The organism is Streptomyces sp. NBC_00354 (genome assembly GCF_036106915.1).
Lineage (GTDB): Bacteria > Actinomycetota > Actinomycetes > Streptomycetales > Streptomycetaceae > Streptomyces.
The window spans coordinates 3,878,403-3,894,932 of sequence record NZ_CP107983.1 but is presented as its reverse complement, the minus strand read 5'-3'; the positions used below and the strand labels follow the sequence as shown (position 1 = coordinate 3,894,932).

Below are 16,530 nucleotides of genomic sequence, written 5' to 3'. Positions count from 1 at the left end.
TGCGGCGCCCTCGGGTGGCGGGCGGCCGGTCGGCGCGAACACGCCCGGGCCGGGTCGCCCGGCAGGACGTAGGCTCCGGGGATGGACACCAGTCGCCTGCTGCGTACCACCGGAACCGTGATCGCCGCTGCCGGGCTGCTGCTCTCCGGGTGCACCTCGGCCGGGTCGGGGGGACCGAGCGCCGCCGCGTCCTCGGCCGGGGGCGCTGCTCAGTCGGCCGCCCCGACCGCGGTCCCGGCCTCGCTGCGCCCGTACTACGAGCAGAAGCTGAGCTGGCGCGACTGCGGTGTCCCCGGGTTCCAGTGCGCCACGATGAAGGCCCCGCTGGACTACGCGCACCCCGAGTCCGGCCAGGACGTCGACATCGCCGTGGCGCGACGCCAGGCCACTGGCCCCGGCAAGCGGCTGGGCTCGCTGGTGGTCAACCCGGGCGGCCCCGGCGGCTCTGGCATCGGCTACCTCCAGGCGTACGCGGGCATCGGGTACCCGGCCCCCGTCCGCGCCCAGTACGACATGGTGTCCTTCGACCCGCGCGGGGTGGACCGCAGCAGCCCGGTCCAGTGCCTGACCGGGCCGGAGATGGACAAGTTCACGCAAGTGGACCAGACGCCGGACAACGCGGCGGAGCGGGCCGCGCTGGTGGCCGCGTTCAAGGAGTTCGCGGCCGGCTGCCAGACCCGCTCGCAGCGGGTCCTGCCGCATGTCTCCACCGTCGAGGCCGCCCGCGACATGGACGTGCTCCGGGCGGTGCTGGGCGACGAGAAGCTGACGTACGTCGGCGCCTCGTACGGCACCCTCCTCGGGGCGACGTACGCGGAGCTCTTCCCCGGCCGGGTCGGCCGGCTCGTTCTGGACGGCGCGATCGACCCCTCCCGTCCGGCCCTCGATCTGAACCGGGACCAGACCGGGGGCTTCGAGACGGCCCTGCGCTCCTTCGCCAAGGACTGCGCGAAGCAGCCCGACTGCCCGCTCGGCAAGGGCGGGCCGGAGGCGATGGCAGGGCAGCTCCAGGAGTTCTTCCGCAAGGCCGACGCCCAGCCCGTGCCCAGCGGCGATCCGGACCGCCCGCTGGGCGAGTCCCTCGCCACGACCGGGGTGATCGCGGCGCTGTACGACGAGAGCGCGTGGCCGCAGCTGCGCGAGGCGCTGACGGCGGCGATGAACGGCGACGGGTCCGGCCTGCTCGCCCTCGCCGACAGCTATTACGAGCGGGAGCCGGACGGCAAGTACGCGAACCTGATGTTCGCGAACGCCGCGGTGAACTGCCTCGACCAGCCCCCCGCCTTCACCGGCCCGGAGGCGGTCGACACAGCCGTGCCCTCCTTCCAGAAGGCCTCCCCGGTGTTCGGCGCGGGCCTCGCCTGGGCCTCGCTGAACTGCACGTACTGGCCGGTCAAGGCCACCGGCACGGCCGGCGCCCTGAGCGCGAAGGGTGCCCCGCCGATCGTGGTGGTCGGCACCGTCCGGGACCCGGCGACCCCGTACAAGTGGGCCCAGGCGCTGGCGCAGCAGCTCGACTCGGGCCTCCTGCTCACGTACGACGGCGACGGGCACACGGCGTACGGCCGCGGCAGCGCCTGCATCGACACGGCGATCAACAAGTACCTGCTGACAGGAACTCCGCCGAAGGACGGCAAGAAGTGCACCTGACGCCCTGCCTCCCGCCGATCGCCCCGGCGGCACGGGATACCCACGCCTCAGGCGGGCCAGACGTCACCCATTGATCCCGATATGACCCACGCATCCCACCCCTCCACAACGCGGTTCAGGGCACCCCGTTTCAGCCTGTAGACTTGGCGCCGCTGCTGATGAGAGCTCCTCTCCGAGGGAACACTTGTCTGACCAGCGGTGCCGCCTTAGCTCAGTTGGCCAGAGCAACGCACTCGTAATGCGTAGGTCTCGGGTTCGAATCCCGAAGGCGGCTCTGTAGAAGCCCCAGGACTCACTCGCCGTGACCTGGGGCTTTTGCTATTTCGCACATTGGCGACGGCACCGAGCCCGGACTGCTCGGGGGCTCTCGGTCTCAGTTCCGGTCTCAGAGGCGTCCCCGGGCGGCCGCCGGGTTGGTTTGGGCGGCCTGTGCCGGCAGCACCGGAACCGAGCCGCCTTGCGCGGGCTGTCATGGGTGTGATGCAGACTGACGGTGGGACCCCCGGACCTCAATTCCGGGGGTCCCACTCAGCGACGGCATCGGTTGGCTGGACCGCCCGTGTCAGTTCTGACGCATCTTGGCGGCCAGCTTCTCGGCTGCCCCCTCCCAGGCGTCCCGCCCGGTGAGGGCCTTCTCCTTAGCCGTCAGGTTGCCGCCACCGTCGTACTTGGCCGGCTCGACGAGGGTGCCGTGGAACGTACTCCCCGCCCGGGTGAAGTCGATGATGGTGGCCGCCTTCATCGCCTCGGCGATGGTCGCGCCGGTGCCATCGGTGACCTCGCGCACCGCTGCGGCAAGCGCGTACAGGACGTTGGCACTGGTCAGCCAGGTGGTCTCGCGCAGCTTGACCATTCCGCTGGGAACCGACAGGGCGGTGGCCACGTCAGGCAGTGCGCCGAACCCGTTCCAGAAATCGATCATCTTCTGCAGCGCATCATCGTGCTGGGTGGTGGCGATACTGACGGCGACAGCCTCGTCCCAGGCTCGTGACGAGCGGGGTCCGGTCCCCACCAGGAGCGTGCCAGTGGCGTACCTGAGCGTTTTGAACCCTGTCAGCTTCGGCGAGAGCTTACCGGGCGAGTCGGTGAGGAACTCGACCCGCTTGCCTCCTTCGAAGAGCGCCACCCGGCCGCCTTTGATCACCTCTTCCAGCAGCATCTTGTTGATCGCCTGACGCCGGTCCATCGACTGCGCGATCGAGGCGTTGAGCGGCTTGGCGTTCTGCTGCAGGTCGGTGAAGTCCTGCGCTCGGCGTGCCTGGTCGTCGTCCAACACCACGATCACGGGCTGACCGTTGGCCTGCAGCCTGTGGAGTACCTCGTCGCCGTGTCGGTGGGCCTCGATGACGTCTCCGTAGGCGGAGGTGCGGTGACCGCCGTCACCCACCTTCGCCTTTGCCCCGGGCCGTACGTAGAGAGTTCCCATGCTGATCGGGGCCTCGGGGTCGTCCGCCACGAACTCGGCGTCGTCAAGGCTGTAGTACACGAGGACCGAGTTGAGGACGTAGTCCTCGGTCTCCTCGATGTACTTGGCGATGGCCTGACGGTGGTTCTTGTCCTCCTTGCGGTTGGTCCCGGTCCCCAGCAACGGGTCCCAGTTCTCGCGGTCACCGACAGTCCCGACGTAGGTGACCGGGTTCATGACGGTGGTCACCATCTGCCGGCTGCCCATCTTGTAACCGATGCCCGGATAGGCGACCTGCCCGTAGTTGATCTTCGGTCGCGACGGTGTGGTGGATGCGGGGCTGGTGTCTATGGAGTCTTCCATGGCGGGTATCCCTTGATCGCGAACGTCCAGTGCGCCTGATGCGAGACACGCTACGCAAAAATTTTCACGTAGACCACTTTGAATGCAGCGTACAGCCGCAGGTTGCGCAGGAGTTGAGATGCTGAGCTGTGAAAATGCGCCGTAGAAGCACTCCATGATGGTGTGTCACCACGACGCGACGGCCATCGCTTCGCGTTGCACGCTCAACTCATGTGGCCCTGGGCTGGGTTATCTCAGCGAACCTTGCGACGACGCCGGGCGCGCGCCGCACGGGTGCTCTGGTCTCGTTTCTCACCTCGGTGGGGGCCGCTGGACCGGGCAAGAAGGCCTCGCCCATCCGGCGCCTCCCGGGAGAGCTCGGAGCGACCCTTCACGTAGCGCCGTGTCTGGCTGATCTAGGTGTGCCTGAGGATCTCCATGATGGTCGGCATGTCGATGCCCAGCTCGTCCGGGATTGTCCCCGCCGTATGGCGGCTCCCGTCGTGCTGGCGGCGGTCGCTGATCCCGGCCTCCTCGAGTGGCTCCTTGATCAGACGGACTGCGGCAGGAGTTGAGCGACGAACGCGTCGATGGCGCCCGGAAATGGTGACCTTACCGACCGGGAGGGAGGTCGCCCGGCGGGTGGCTCAGCCCGTGTCAACGAACTCGTGTCCGACGTGATCACTCACGTCGTCCGGGGCGCTGCCGTGACGCAGGCCGTTTCCATGAGCGGCACTCACCTTCGTATCGGGGACCACGATCCGGACTTAAGAGCCTCATCGGTTCTCGTCGAGGCTACCGATGATGGCGAGACGGGTCGCAGCATGGCATTCGTCGCTGCCCACTCTGATTGGTGGGGCGTGCAACTTTTGGCCCACCGCAAGGTCACCTGGGTGGAACTCGCGACCAGTCTGAGCACCCCGCACAGTCACAGCCGGAACGTGAGGCTTCCAAGAAGTGCGGCAGCCTGCGGTCGAGGCCATCGCTGACCTACTTCATCGGCTCCGGGTCCACGGTCATGACGCGCAGGAGGTCCTCGACCGGCCCAGTTGCGCTTCGGGGCGGACGCAGAGCGTATGGCGCAGTGAGGGATTCGATGCTTGGGCTTGTGCCCTCCCGAAATTCCGGAGCCGTTGCGGCAGTTTCTCCGGTTCCGAAACCGGGAGAGCGGCATGGGTCGGATCACCGATCACCATCGGTGCCATTACGGATGATTCGACGTCACTGCCCCAGGACGCTCTCGAAGTACCCGAGTCGAGGATCATGGGAGGTACCGACGAGGAGGGCGCGGTCGAGCAGGATGTTGTTGTGCTCGCAACTCGTCTCCGGCAGCATCACGCAGGCGTGGCAGGCCGCCAGATTGATTCCGCCGGCACCGGATGCCTCGGTCTCCATGCAGAGCGGGTCAGACGAGCACCACTCGGCACGGCGGACGGCCGAACGCACCGTACGACCGAGAGCCTCCGGTTCACCTTGGGCGACCAGACCGCCGAGGCTGCCCGCCGAGTCGCTCGTCGCCGTGTAGACGAGCACCCCTGCCATGCCGTCGGCGGCGTACAGGCGCTCGCGCAGGGCCGCGGCCGGGTAGCCCGCCTCCAGGCTCCACTCGTTGATGAGGATGTGGGCCAGCGTGTGCAGGAGCACCATGCGAGGGGTTGCCGGGGAGGGTACGACCCTGCTCGGGTCATCGGCCCGCTGTGCGAGCACCCGCTGGTGGGCGATACGCATCCGCTCGACCCGGGCTGCCACCGCCAAGCTTTTCTCCCAGGCGCCGAGTCGGTCTTCGTTCAATCGGAGGAAGACTCCCTCGCCGCGCACTTCCATGGCCGGGAGCCAGCGCAGGCGCCGTTCCGACAGCGGCATCTCCCTGGAGTCGGTCGTCGACTCGGCGTCGGCGAGCCGGGTGAACGCCGCCAGGGCGCGCACCTCGCGAAGCTTCTTGACCAGCATGGGGCCGGTGACGCCGAGCGGGTCGAGCCCACTCTGGTCGCCCAGCGGGGCCTCACAGACGAATTGCTCGTCGTGGGAGTGGTCGCTCTCTTCGTTGCCCGCGCGGAGCCGCTCGTACTCCTTATTGCGCAGAGCGAGGTAGCGGTGGTCGAAGGTAGGGGTGGACTCGCTGTCGGGGGCCTCCTCGCGCTCCGCGTCGAGGAGCGCCATCACCTCGTTCAGCGGCACCGGACACCCTCCCTTGAAGGCGCCCTTGAGATAGATCTCGACTTGCTCGGGTGCGTCGTACTCGCGGAGCGCAGCCCAGTGTTCGGCGAGCGGATCCGACCGACCGTCGCTCCACGGCGGAATGGATAGAGCCGACCTCAGGACCGGCTGCCACAATGCCGACGAACCTCGCTGAAGTGTGCGCAGAGCGAGTCCGCACCCCGGAGCCGGGACGGACGCACCGAGCCACGGGCGGGTTCCTTGACACCGTAGGCCCAGGTCCTTGAGCGCGTTCCTGCGGAAGGAACCTTCCATCGAGACCTCGGGGACCTGCCCACAGGTGCAGGAGACGAGAATGGAGCGGAGCGAGGATGTGCGCCCTGACGTGCGCATTTTGAGCTTCCCACCGCACTGTGCCGCCCTCGCGTCACCACGGTCCGTGGAGCGGTGCAACCACTGTCGGTACGGGAACTCGCCGAGGTGGCCGGCCTCGCAGGCGACGACGAAACGGGAGGGGACCAGGTCGACCTCACACGTGCCGCAGACGCTTCGCCCGGCGGGCGGGTTGAAGTCGCGGTGTCGTTGCAGGTCGTTGCACTCCGGGCAGAAGTGCATCAAGGGGAATCGTCGGACCCGGAGCCCGTCCTTGCTGGTGTCGTCGGAAGCGGGCGGCAGCCGGAAGGAATCGACTTCGAGCACCCGGGCCAGGCGCCGTTCGTGGATCCTCGGAGACTCGTCACGGCTCCAGCTCTGCTCGGCATCGTCGAGTCCCGAGACGATGAAGGACTCGTGGTCGACTGCGATGAGCGACCCGACGCCGTACGTGGTGATCACCTGGGCCCGGCGGACTGCACCACGCCGCGGGAGGTTGTGGGCGGGTGCGGCGCCGTACGCACCGGTCCGTTGACGGCGGGCGGGGGGTGGGGTCATCGGGTTCCCTCCATGAACAGGGCGGTCTCGGCGTCCACGTCGCGCAGGCTCCACAGCGTGGGCCACGCCTCGGCGTCCTGTGATTCGTCGTCGTACGCCTTCAGCAGCGAGGGGGTACGCCTGCCCCTCTGAGGCTCGAACAGCAGGCCGTCGTGGATGTCGGCCTCGGCGCACCACCACTCGACGAACTCGTCGAAGGCCTGCGACACGGTGCTGGTCTCCTCCCCGGCAACCGCCTCCACGCGTTCCAGAAGGATCGACTTGATGCGTCCCCGGAGCACGTGTTCGTACGACTCGACCTTGCCGGCCCCCTCATTGGGGCGAGCGGTCGGAATCATGATGCGGGCGAGGGAGACGATCACCGCGTGCAGGCCCCGGTCGCGGGCCCGGGCGGAGAACGGGGTTACGGAAGTGGACTCGACCTCGCGGTACAGGGCCGAGTGGAAATGCTGGAAGCTCTCGTAGTGGGAGCGGTCCCGGGACCGGGTCGAGTTGAACATGACCGCGACCAGACCGGGGTGCGCCCGGCCGACCCGGCTGGTGGCCTGGATGTACTCGGCGGTCGTCTGCGGCTGGCCCATCACGGCCATGAGACCGAGGCGGTCCACGTCCACGCCGACCGCGATCATGTTGGTGGCCAGGAGCACGTCCACGGTCTCATCGCCGGGCAGCCGCCTCTCGATGCCTTTGAGGCGGCTGGGGATCTCGCTGGCGTCGATACGACTTGTCAGCTCCGAGTAGTTGGTGACCGAACGGACCTCCACCCCCTCGCGCTCGGCGAGCATCTCCAGGTAGGCCACCACGTCGTCATGGACCTGGAGTTCGGCCGCGGACAACAGCCGAAGGCTGTTGAAATAGCCGACGAGACTCCAGTACGCGTCGCGCACCTCGTCCTCCGTCTCCGCCTGCTTGGCCCGGTGCAGCAGGGTGGCGTACGTGCGGATCAGGAGGGTTGACTGGCTGGTGCCGGGGGCCAGGAGGCCGACATAGCGGCGGCTCGCCTTTTCCTCACGTGGGGTCTCCACGGCGAACCACGAGTCGCGGGCGTCCAGGCCGGCGGGCGGGAACTGCCGCACTTCGCGAGCGAAGAGGTGGCGGCCCTGATCGGCTGCGCGACGGATGGTCGCCGTGGAGGCGATCACCTTGGGCCGGTCGGCGAGTGCGTCCACGGCGGTCTCGTAGAGACCTGTGAGCGTGCCCAGCGGTCCGGAGATCAAGTGGAGTTCGTCCTGGACGATCAGTTCTGGGGGCGGAGTGCCGCCCTCCGGGTCGTCGTCGCGGTTGAAGAGCGCGGAGGTCTGCGGGCGCCATGGCATCGACGCGAACTTGTCAACGGTGGCGATCACCAGGGTCGGTCGTGCGGCGTACACCGCCTCATCGATCAGATGGACGGGCAGGCCGTCGGTGAAGTCGCAGTCCGGGCCGGGGCATCGGACATGCATGCGCTTGGCGTCCCCATCGACTTCGTAGTTCCGTGCGTCGAGGCGGGTCCCGCACCAGGGGCAGGCGTGCAGCTGAACGGGATTCTCGGTGGCGAGTCGCTTGTCGAGATTCTTTTGCAGCTCATTGAGCTTCTGGCCTGCCACGACCAGTGTGTTGGGGGTGGCCGAACGTCCCACCCACATGCCGACGGAGAACGCCTCGTGGCCCAACTCGGGCGTTCGGCGCCGCATGCGCTCCATGGCGCAGAGCAGAATCGCGGCGCGCTCGAACTGCTGGAGGGTGAGCAACCGCAGCGTGTAGCGCATGAGGACGGTGACACCGCCACCGTCCGCTCCCTTGCGGATCCGACGCAGGAACGACGTGAAGGCGATCAGCCCGAGGTAGGCCTCCGTCTTGCCACCACCAGTGGGGAACCACAGTAGGTCGGAGATCCGCCGGTCGTGGTGCTGGGGGTCGTCGATGCCGGCCAGGCAGAGCAGGACGAACGCGATCTGAAAGGGGCGCCAGTGCCCGGCGGCCGGATCGGGGGCCCCGACCCGGCCGTCCTTCACCCACTTGCTGCGGGCACGCTGGTCTGCCATGGCGCGGTTCGCGAGACGGAACGCGTGCATGAGATCGGACTTGGTCCGCAGTAGCTCGATTCCCTCACGGATTCGGTGGAGCGCTTCGCCGCAGGCTTTGACCTGCTCCCGCGCGGGCACCTCGTGAGGGCCGTCCGTCAAAGCCTCTGCCTCGGCCGACTTGCTGTCGATCCAGTGCTGGTAACCCGTGGCGAGATCCTCCAGAGCGGCCAGCACCTCGGCATCGGACTGCTCTGCCAGCCCGAGCATGGACAGCGCCGAACTGTCGATCTCCGGGTTGGAGTCGGTGAGCAGCACCTCCACGGTGGGCACGAACTGGCTCCGCACCTCGGGGACGGCGGGCGTTTCGGCCTCGGTCATACCGACCGGCTGGGGGGTCCAGTCCCACTCGGCGGCGCATCCGTGACCGACCGCGAACGTCGGGGCGTGGCGGTGCAGCAACCGACTCGTGGCGATCTCGGGGTCGTGGGTGGCGGCCGGGGCCGGACGCTCGACGAAGGCGGTGGAGCCGTCGGCGGCCCGGACCGTCAGACCACACTGAAACAGAGAGAAGGCGTCCTGAAGATCCCGCTCGCCGACTTTCTGCCCATTGATCAGTGTGACCGTGACCGTGACCGTGTTGTGGACCGGATCGAGGGGCCGGACGTTGACATGCAGCGATGCCTCCGGAGTGAGCTCGATCGTCTTCTTCGGATCTGATCGGGTCACGTCAATGTGCTGGTCGGGGAGTGCGAGTTCCCTGCGCCGCCACTGCTCCCGCTGGTCGGCGGTGGTACGGGCCTCGGCGCGGCGAGCCGGGACGGGCGTGCCGTCGGCGTCGGTGGGTACGTAGGCAGCCGCGCGCGCAGAGACCACGATCACTCTGCTTATGGTCGGGCGGACCGCGAAGGTGAGACCCATCGAGGAAGGACGCCTGTCCCCTGAAGCGCCCACCTCCTGCGCGGTGCCGGACTCCTCGGCCTCTTCTCGGTTGAGCAGGGGGGCGGCGTCCAGGCCGTCCTGCTCGGCTGCGTCCTCGTCCTTCCGCTCCTTCGCGGCTTTGTCCGCCGCCCGCGGATAGAGCACGCCGGTCAGATAGCGGTCGATCGGTGCGTCCTGGGTGAGTACCTCGTCCCGATCGTCCGGCACGGCCTCCTGACCGGGGCCGAGGAGTTCACGGCGAAGCCCCACCAGTAGCTCCTCGTCCCGGACCCGGTAGTGCTCGGAGTGGGGACCTGCCACCTGCGTCATGAGCGCTGCTCCTCGTAGTCGTCGGCTCTCCGGTACCGGCCGATGCCGGTGATCCGCGGGGCGATCCACACACCGCGCTCACCCAGTCCGGCGTTCGTGCCGGCGGCGGTGCTGCCCGTCACGGTCTCCAGGGTGTCGATCCGCAGGTCATGGATCTCGTCGGGCCACCAGGGGTCCCAGTTACGGTTGACCTTCTGTACCTGGAAAAGATCCTCACGGAACCGCTGCGAGGCCTCCCCTATCTCCATGCCGTCGCGCATCAGGGCGTACGGCGGGCTTTCGACCTCGCCCATCGGCAGGTCGTGGCGCTTGCGCAGCAGCACCTCCTGGCCGGGCCGCACCCGTTCCAGGAGATACGCCTGGGTGGCGACGGCATCGGTCCGGTGGCCGGGCGGGTCGTTGCGGCAGACGTCGCCCGCCTCGGCGACGATCCCGTACCTGTCGTACGACCGCCACGACCCGAGGTAGCGGCGGCCGTTGCGCCGGCTTCCCGCTCGCCTGAAGTGCGGCAGTTCGGGAGGGGCCACGTGATAGAGATCCTGGCGAGCGCGCGTCATGGCCACGTACAAGGCGCGGGCTTCGGCGGGAAGGTCCAACTCGTCCTGGTGTTGCTTGTGGAGCTCGGCGGGGGTCGGTGGCGTCAGGACGATCACCCGGTCGAACTCCAGGCCCTTCGCGCGGTGCACCGTCGAGACGACGATGCGGGCGGTCTCCGGATCAGCCGCTTCGTCCGGAAACCGGCCATCGGCGACCGCACGGCGCAGCCGGTCCAGGTCGAGCACCCCGCGCCCCGCTCCGCGCGCGACCCTGCGGAGCACCGTCCACAGGGCGGTGGCGTCGGGTTCGTAGGGAAGAGGGATGTCCGAGAGGAGCGTACGGAACCGGTCCTCGGTGAGGCCGGTCGCCTCCGTGCGACGCAGCAGCTCGGCCACCCAGTACGGCACCGGACGCTCCTCCAGTGGGCGCTTTATCCGGTGGTCGATGCCGTGCGCGTGCAGCAGTGCGGAGATCACGAGGGCTTGCCGGTTGTCGCGGGTGAGGACGGCGCAGGTGTCCGAGAGGTCCCGCAGCCCTTCCAGGGTGAACTCGTCGACGAGATCACCCATGCCGTTCGCCGGATCCAACAGGAGATCGCGCAATTCGTCGTAGTGCTGCTCTGCTTCGTCCGGCTCGGTCACCTGCTGGAGGAGAGGGCCGTGCGCCAACGCGATCCCGGCCTCGGCGGTGGTGGCCCGGAAGTTCCTTGTGAGACGCAGCTCCACCAGGTCGTCGGGGTAGGAGCAGCGCAGCCAGTCGAAGAACCGACCGGTCTCGTCGGCGCGTTCGCCCAAGTCCTCGATCTGGAAGCCGTACACGGACTGGGCGGCGTCTCCGACGACGGTGAACCCGCAGCTGTCCTGGTACCGGTCGAGGAGCGTCTCCACCAGCTCACGGCGCCCGCCCAGCAGGTCCTGCACCTCGTCGATCACGACATGGGCCGGTGGCACCGCGTCGCCGTCCTCCAGCGCGCCCTTCTCGATCGCGCGGGTCGCGGCGGCGATCCGTGCGTCGAACCCGACCGCACCCCACTCGCCGTCCGGGTGTGCCTGAAGGAGCACCTCATAAGCCCACGCGTCGAAGGTACGGGCGCGCACTCGGTGAGCTCGTTCCCCGTGCCGAGAGATCCGTTCGCGCAGTTCCCGAGCCGCCGCTCGGGAGAAGGTGAGTACCAGGATCTCGGCGGCTTCCAGCGCCTGCTCGGGGTCCTCGTCACTGCACAGCGCGTCGAGCCGGCGAACCAGGGTGTGGGTCTTTCCGGCTCCGGCGCCGGCCGTGACCAGTACACGGGCATCCCAGGGCTGCTCGACCACGGCCAGCTGCTCGTTGGTGAGCGTCGGGCTGTCCTGGTAGACGTCGGTCACTTCCGGCTCCAGAGGTGCTCGAACTGAGTGAAGGCGAGGTTGGTGTCGAAGTTGGCGATGTTGTCGCTGACGTTGAGGACCAGGCAGCTGTCCTTGCCGCCGTTCCGCGGCCCACGCAATCCGCGACCGATCATCTGCTGGTACACGTTGGTGCTGTAGACCGGCCGGGCCACGACCACGGCACGAGTGGCAGGTGCGTCGAACCCTTGGGCGAGCACACCGTAGTTGGTGAGAACCCGGATACGACCGCTTCGGAAGTTCTCGATGCGAGTGCGACGGTCCTGCGTACTGGTAGTCGAGTCCACGGCGGCGGACGGGACACCCCGGTCGTTGAGCATGGCCGCCAGGTACTTGGCGTGATCGACGGAGGTGGCGAAGAGCAACGTCGGCCAATCGTCCGGCAGACCGGCCACCGAGTCGACGATGCGCCGACTGCGCGCGTGGTCGTCGGCGAGTCGGTGTTCGGCAGAGCGGGAGAGCACGGCCATGCGGTCGGCGTGTGTCTTCTCGTCCTGTGTGAGTTCGATACGGCCGCCCTCGAGGGTGCGGTGCTCGACCTGGGCGAGCATGCCCCAGTCCTGGAGATCGCGATACGGGTCGCCCGACGGGAAGACGCCTTCGTCGAGTCGCCGATTCCCGAAGCGCCGGACCAGGCGGCGGGTCTCCTCTTCGTTGGCGTTCCGGAACGGGGTGGCGGTCAGGCCGAGCAGGTGCCGGCCCGTCTCGTACTGGGTGAGTCCCAGTTGGCCCAGAATCTCGGTGTATCGCTTGGAGATGGCGGTGTGAGCCTCGTCCACGATCACCAGGGCGGCCTGGCGCAGCCAGGCGTACTGGTCGGTGCCCAGGCACCGTTCCAACTTGGCGTCGATGGCGACCACCAGGTGAGGGTGGTCGACGACGTCACCCACCTCGTTGGTGCTCCACAGCCGGCTGATGGTGAGCGGGCGTTCGGCGCCGACCTTGCTCCAGACGAACTTCCAGCTCTGGACGGCCTGCTCGCACAACTCCTCTGTCTGTGCGATCCACAGCAGTGGACCTTTGAGGTCGCCGACTCGCTTCACCCAGCGGATCGCGGCCTCGGCGGTGACCCGGGTCTTGCCGGCGCCGGTCGGCAGCGACAGCATGCCGCGCTGGGGTGCCAGTCGGTCGAGCATGGTGGAGATGTTCCGGACCAGGTCCTCCTGGTACTCGTGGAGACTCGGGAAGTCCCGAGGGCCCTCGACGGTCTCGAACGGCGGTGGGGACGGAGTCTTCGAACCGGCGAACGCGATCGGCAGCCTCAGCTCCGAGACGAACGCGATGGCCGCAGAGGAACCTCCGTAGGCGATCGGGGCGTTGGGGAAGCGTCCCTGGATGTCTCTGGCATGCTGCTGGAGCACACCGTCACCGTGTGCGTTGAACGCCATCTGCGCGATGCGACGCGCGGTCGGCTCCACGCCGTCGGTCGACTGCAGTTCGGCCTCCATCAACCCCTCGGGGAGGCCGGTGCGGAGTGCGTCGGCCCCGACCAGCAGCTCGATCTTGGTCACCACGTCCGTGGAGTCACGCACCGCCTTCTGCGCGGCCTTCAACTCGCCGTCCCGTTCCATACGGTCCTGGTGATCGAGTACCGCTCGGCATCCGGCAGCGCCGAGGCCCAAACCGAGTTCGCGGTCGATCAGGCGCAGCATCGGCTCCCGGGCCAGGGGAACTCGGAGCTTGACGGTGCCGTCCTGGCGCACGGCATCCAGGGGGGAGGCGTGTGCGCCCCTGGGCGTGCGGGTGACCTCCTCCAGTTCGCTGCACTGTTGCACCATGCTGTTCCGGTTCCCGCTGTTCAGACGCTGCCGCAGGGCAGGGAACAGCTCGACCAGCGGCACGGGGTCGCCCACCGGTACTTCACGGGTCTCGAGGCTGATCACGTCGGCGTAGCGGAGCATGCCCCACTTTTCGATCATCAGCTCGGCGTCGTCGGTGGTCGGCACGAGCAGCGCCGGGAGCTGCTCGGCGCGCAGCGCCTGGTACTGAGCGGTCCCGACGGCGACGGTGATCTCGCTGTCGGGCCGAGTTTCCCAGGCGTCACCGATCCGGCACCGGGTCAGGGAGTCCTCGGGGAAATCCGCGCCGAATCGAGTCAGCATCACGTAGGTGGCGCCGACGAAGGAGTCGTCCGCGCTGCGGGCCACCTCCTCGAGGAGCGCGTCCCAGCGGTCGGCGGGTACCTCGTCAACGGTGGTTGGGAGCCGCAGCCTGCGGGCTTTCTCGGGGGAGATGTCGGCGACCGGCAGCACATCTCGGTAGCCGGCGAGCTGGGGGCCGACGGCCTCCTTGACCGGCTTGATCCCCTGGGAGGTGGCGATCGTGCCGAACTTCCTCAGCATCCATCGGATCGGCGAGGGTACGGCCTGTCGTGTGTTGGTCTGTGCGCCGATCTGGCGCGTCCAGTTGTCCACCACGGCGTCGTCGGGCAGCACCTTCAGGAAGGCGGCGCGGGATTCCTTGGACAGGGCGCGGAAGAGGTGGAGCGGGCCGCCGATCGCGGCGCCCTCGACCTTCATCCGGCTCAGCGCGGGGCGCGGGGCGCGAGTGTCCAAGCCGCGCAGGTAGGCGGCGTGGAGGGCTTCGCGGTACTCCACGAACCAAGCTTCGTCTTCCTGGGGGCGGACCCCACCGGACGGTCGTTCCCGCAGGCCGACCTGTGAGAAGAAGGGGGTGTCGTCGGAGTGGAATGCCATGTCGACAGCGATTCTGGGGTCGCGCTTCGCATCGACCACGACACCCGGCAGCATGCAGTCCTCGACCGGCCGGAACCGACCGTCGGCGGTGCGTACCCGGAGCGCCGAGCGTGGAGTGGGCACCTTCTCCAGGACCGTGTGGGCCAGCCGGCGCACCCCCGCCTGACGGAACAGCTCCCAGAACCGCTCCCAGTCCGAGTCGCCGTAGTGGTCGAAGCCCTGATCGAGGACGCTGACGAACCGGCCCTCGACATCGGCCTCCCTGATGCCCAGGACGTTGAGCGCGTGAGCCAGAGACGGGTCCTGGGCGAGCTTGTCGACCACGTACACCAGGGTCTCGCGTAGGCCGCCCTGAGTGGCACGGCGGAACACGTTGCCGTGCACGGGTGCGACGAGACCGTGCTTATCGGTGAGCACGATCTGGGCCTTACGGGCCTCTTCGGCATGGGGAGAGCGGTTCTCGATCATGTCCGCGAGGATGCGAACGGCCACCGCCGACGCCTCGGGGGTGCCGCTCCCGACCAGAGCCTCCAGCCATTCTCGGACACCAGTCCGCTCGTGCCCGGCCACACCGAGGATGTGCTCGACCTTTCCGGAGCGCAGGGCGTCCGCCTCGACACTCGGGTGAAGCCAGTTCGAGGGGCGTCCGGGGCACTCATGCCACATCCGCAGCCACTTGGACAGTTTCTTCAGGTCCTTGTCGAGGCGCGGGTGGATCCTCAGCGCCGTCGGGATGCGCAGCACGCCGTCCTGGTCGGGCAACGCCGGACGGTCCGTGGTGCGGGCCCAGATCTCTCGGGTCAGGAACTCGTCGGCCCAGCTGATCGCTTCCTTGGTTCGACCGGGCAGGAGGGGGAGATAGGCGGCAGGGTCCTCATCGGGTACAAGGGCAGGGAGGGAGTCGACCACCAGCTTTGCCGACATCCGGATCATCTCCTGGTTGAAGGGAGAGGAGTCGAGGAGGTTCTGGCGGTCCTCGTTCGTCTTCCAGGCGCCGTTGAGGATGCCGCTCAGCGACATCTCGTACTTGGTCGGGAAGAAGGACCAGAACTTGCCGCGCCCGCGTGATCGCGGGCTGACGTACAGACCGCTCTCCCGGTCCTTCTCCAGGGCGGGGACGGCCCAGGCGAGGTTGAGTGAGAGCCGGTCGTGCAGTTCGCCGGCGTCCGCGCGGGCACTGGGACCGGGTTCGTGGGTGGTGGTGAACACGCGCCACCGGTCGGTGGCGACGGACTTCCCGGTCCGCTCCTCGATCAAGGTGTGCAGGTCGCCGGTCCGCTGGGCGGTCAGTGTCCGACGGGCCACAGGCCGTGGCCGGCGGTCCTCCAGCACGACTTTTGCGACGTGCGGCGAGAAGAGCTGGAAGCCGACCGGGAATTCCTCGCGGGGCTCGCCGTGGTCCTTGCCACGTCCACCGTGCATGTCCCGGCCCAGCCGGTCGTCCGCCTTCGGGAGCAGGGGCAGACGAACGACGGTGGTGGCCCAGTTCAGCAGCTCGTTCAGGACGTGATCGGAAGCGCGCTCGGCCTGCACGTCCAGAGGTCGGGCCATCCGCAGCACAGGCGCGTCGAACTCGGGGCCGTAGCGCGCAGTCACGCCGGGCACGGCCCTGATCTGCTCGTACGACCAGGCGCGGTCGAATCCGAAACTTCCGGTGCTGCTGAAGAATTCCGGCGCGTCGGTCACCACGAGAACCGATTTGACGCCCACTCCGAAACGCCCGATCTGGCCGCCACGCTTCTTCGACATACTCATCCGAAGAATTGTCTCCGCGCCTTCCGGGGAAACCGGATTACCCTCGTTCGCGCAGTACAGGTGGGTTTCCGTGAGGATGACGTAAACTCGCCCACCCGACTCGTCGGCCATTTCATCTGCCGCATTCTGAACGAGCTCGAAAAGCTGGCGATCGCCGTATCCGCCCTGGGTGATACGGCGCTCTCCATTGGCGTGCTCGGCCACGAGGCCGGGGTCCACGGCGTAAGTCTGCAGGACACGCGAGGACTGTTCGAGAACGGTTTGAACGACCGAAGAGGACGATGACGGCACTGCTTCTGCGCTCCTGAGTGTCAAAGATCGGGACGAAAGAGCGAACGACGGGCCGGCCGGCCCGTGCTCGTCGTGGCGTTGGGCGTTGCTTTCCACAGTGCCTTCGTGAAGCGGAGGGTTCACTGCGAAGG

Annotated in this window: 6 protein-coding genes, 1 tRNA gene and 1 pseudogene; 2 read left to right on the top strand and 6 right to left on the bottom strand. The window is 68.1% G+C overall.

The window, feature by feature from the left end; genetic code table 11:
* The first annotated feature begins 81 nt into the window (after nt 1–81).
* Nucleotides 82–1,650, top strand: a complete 1,569-nt coding sequence (locus tag OHT74_RS17450; RefSeq protein ID WP_266996223.1) for an alpha/beta hydrolase — start codon at nt 82–84, stop codon at nt 1,648–1,650.
* Between the two features lie 200 nt (nt 1,651–1,850).
* Nucleotides 1,851–1,924: transfer RNA gene (locus OHT74_RS17445), tRNA-Thr, on the top strand.
* 288 nt (nt 1,925–2,212) lie between these two features.
* On the opposite strand, the gene OHT74_RS17440 is transcribed toward OHT74_RS17445, so the two are convergent.
* From OHT74_RS17440 to OHT74_RS17415, 6 genes and pseudogenes are all read right to left on the bottom strand, one after another.
* Nucleotides 2,213–3,418 (bottom strand): DNA sulfur modification protein DndB, encoded by a 1,206-nt coding sequence (locus OHT74_RS17440; RefSeq protein WP_328620680.1) that lies wholly within the window; start codon nt 3,416–3,418, stop codon nt 2,213–2,215.
* A gap of 233 nt (nt 3,419–3,651) precedes the next feature.
* Nucleotides 3,652–3,945 (bottom strand): annotated as a pseudogene (locus OHT74_RS17435) (tyrosine-type recombinase/integrase); the annotation flags it as partial.
* 673 nt (nt 3,946–4,618) lie between these two features.
* Nucleotides 4,619–6,484, bottom strand: coding sequence for a DUF1998 domain-containing protein (locus OHT74_RS17430; protein ID WP_328620679.1), 1,866 nt, complete (start codon nt 6,482–6,484; stop codon nt 4,619–4,621).
* Nucleotides 6,481–9,738, bottom strand: a complete 3,258-nt coding sequence (locus OHT74_RS17425) for a helicase-related protein (protein ID WP_328620678.1) — start codon at nt 9,736–9,738, stop codon at nt 6,481–6,483. Before OHT74_RS17425 ends, OHT74_RS17430 begins: the two co-directional genes overlap by 4 nt.
* On the bottom strand, nt 9,735–11,639 hold the full coding sequence (locus tag OHT74_RS17420; protein WP_328620677.1) for a UvrD-helicase domain-containing protein: 1,905 nt from the start codon (nt 11,637–11,639) through the stop codon (nt 9,735–9,737). The genes OHT74_RS17425 and OHT74_RS17420 overlap by 4 nt, the downstream gene beginning before the upstream one ends.
* Entirely contained in the window at nt 11,636–16,399 is a 4,764-nt protein-coding gene (locus tag OHT74_RS17415) for a sacsin N-terminal ATP-binding-like domain-containing protein (RefSeq protein WP_443047708.1), read from the bottom strand. Before OHT74_RS17415 ends, OHT74_RS17420 begins: the two co-directional genes overlap by 4 nt.
* Nucleotides 16,400–16,530 lie beyond the last annotated feature (131 nt).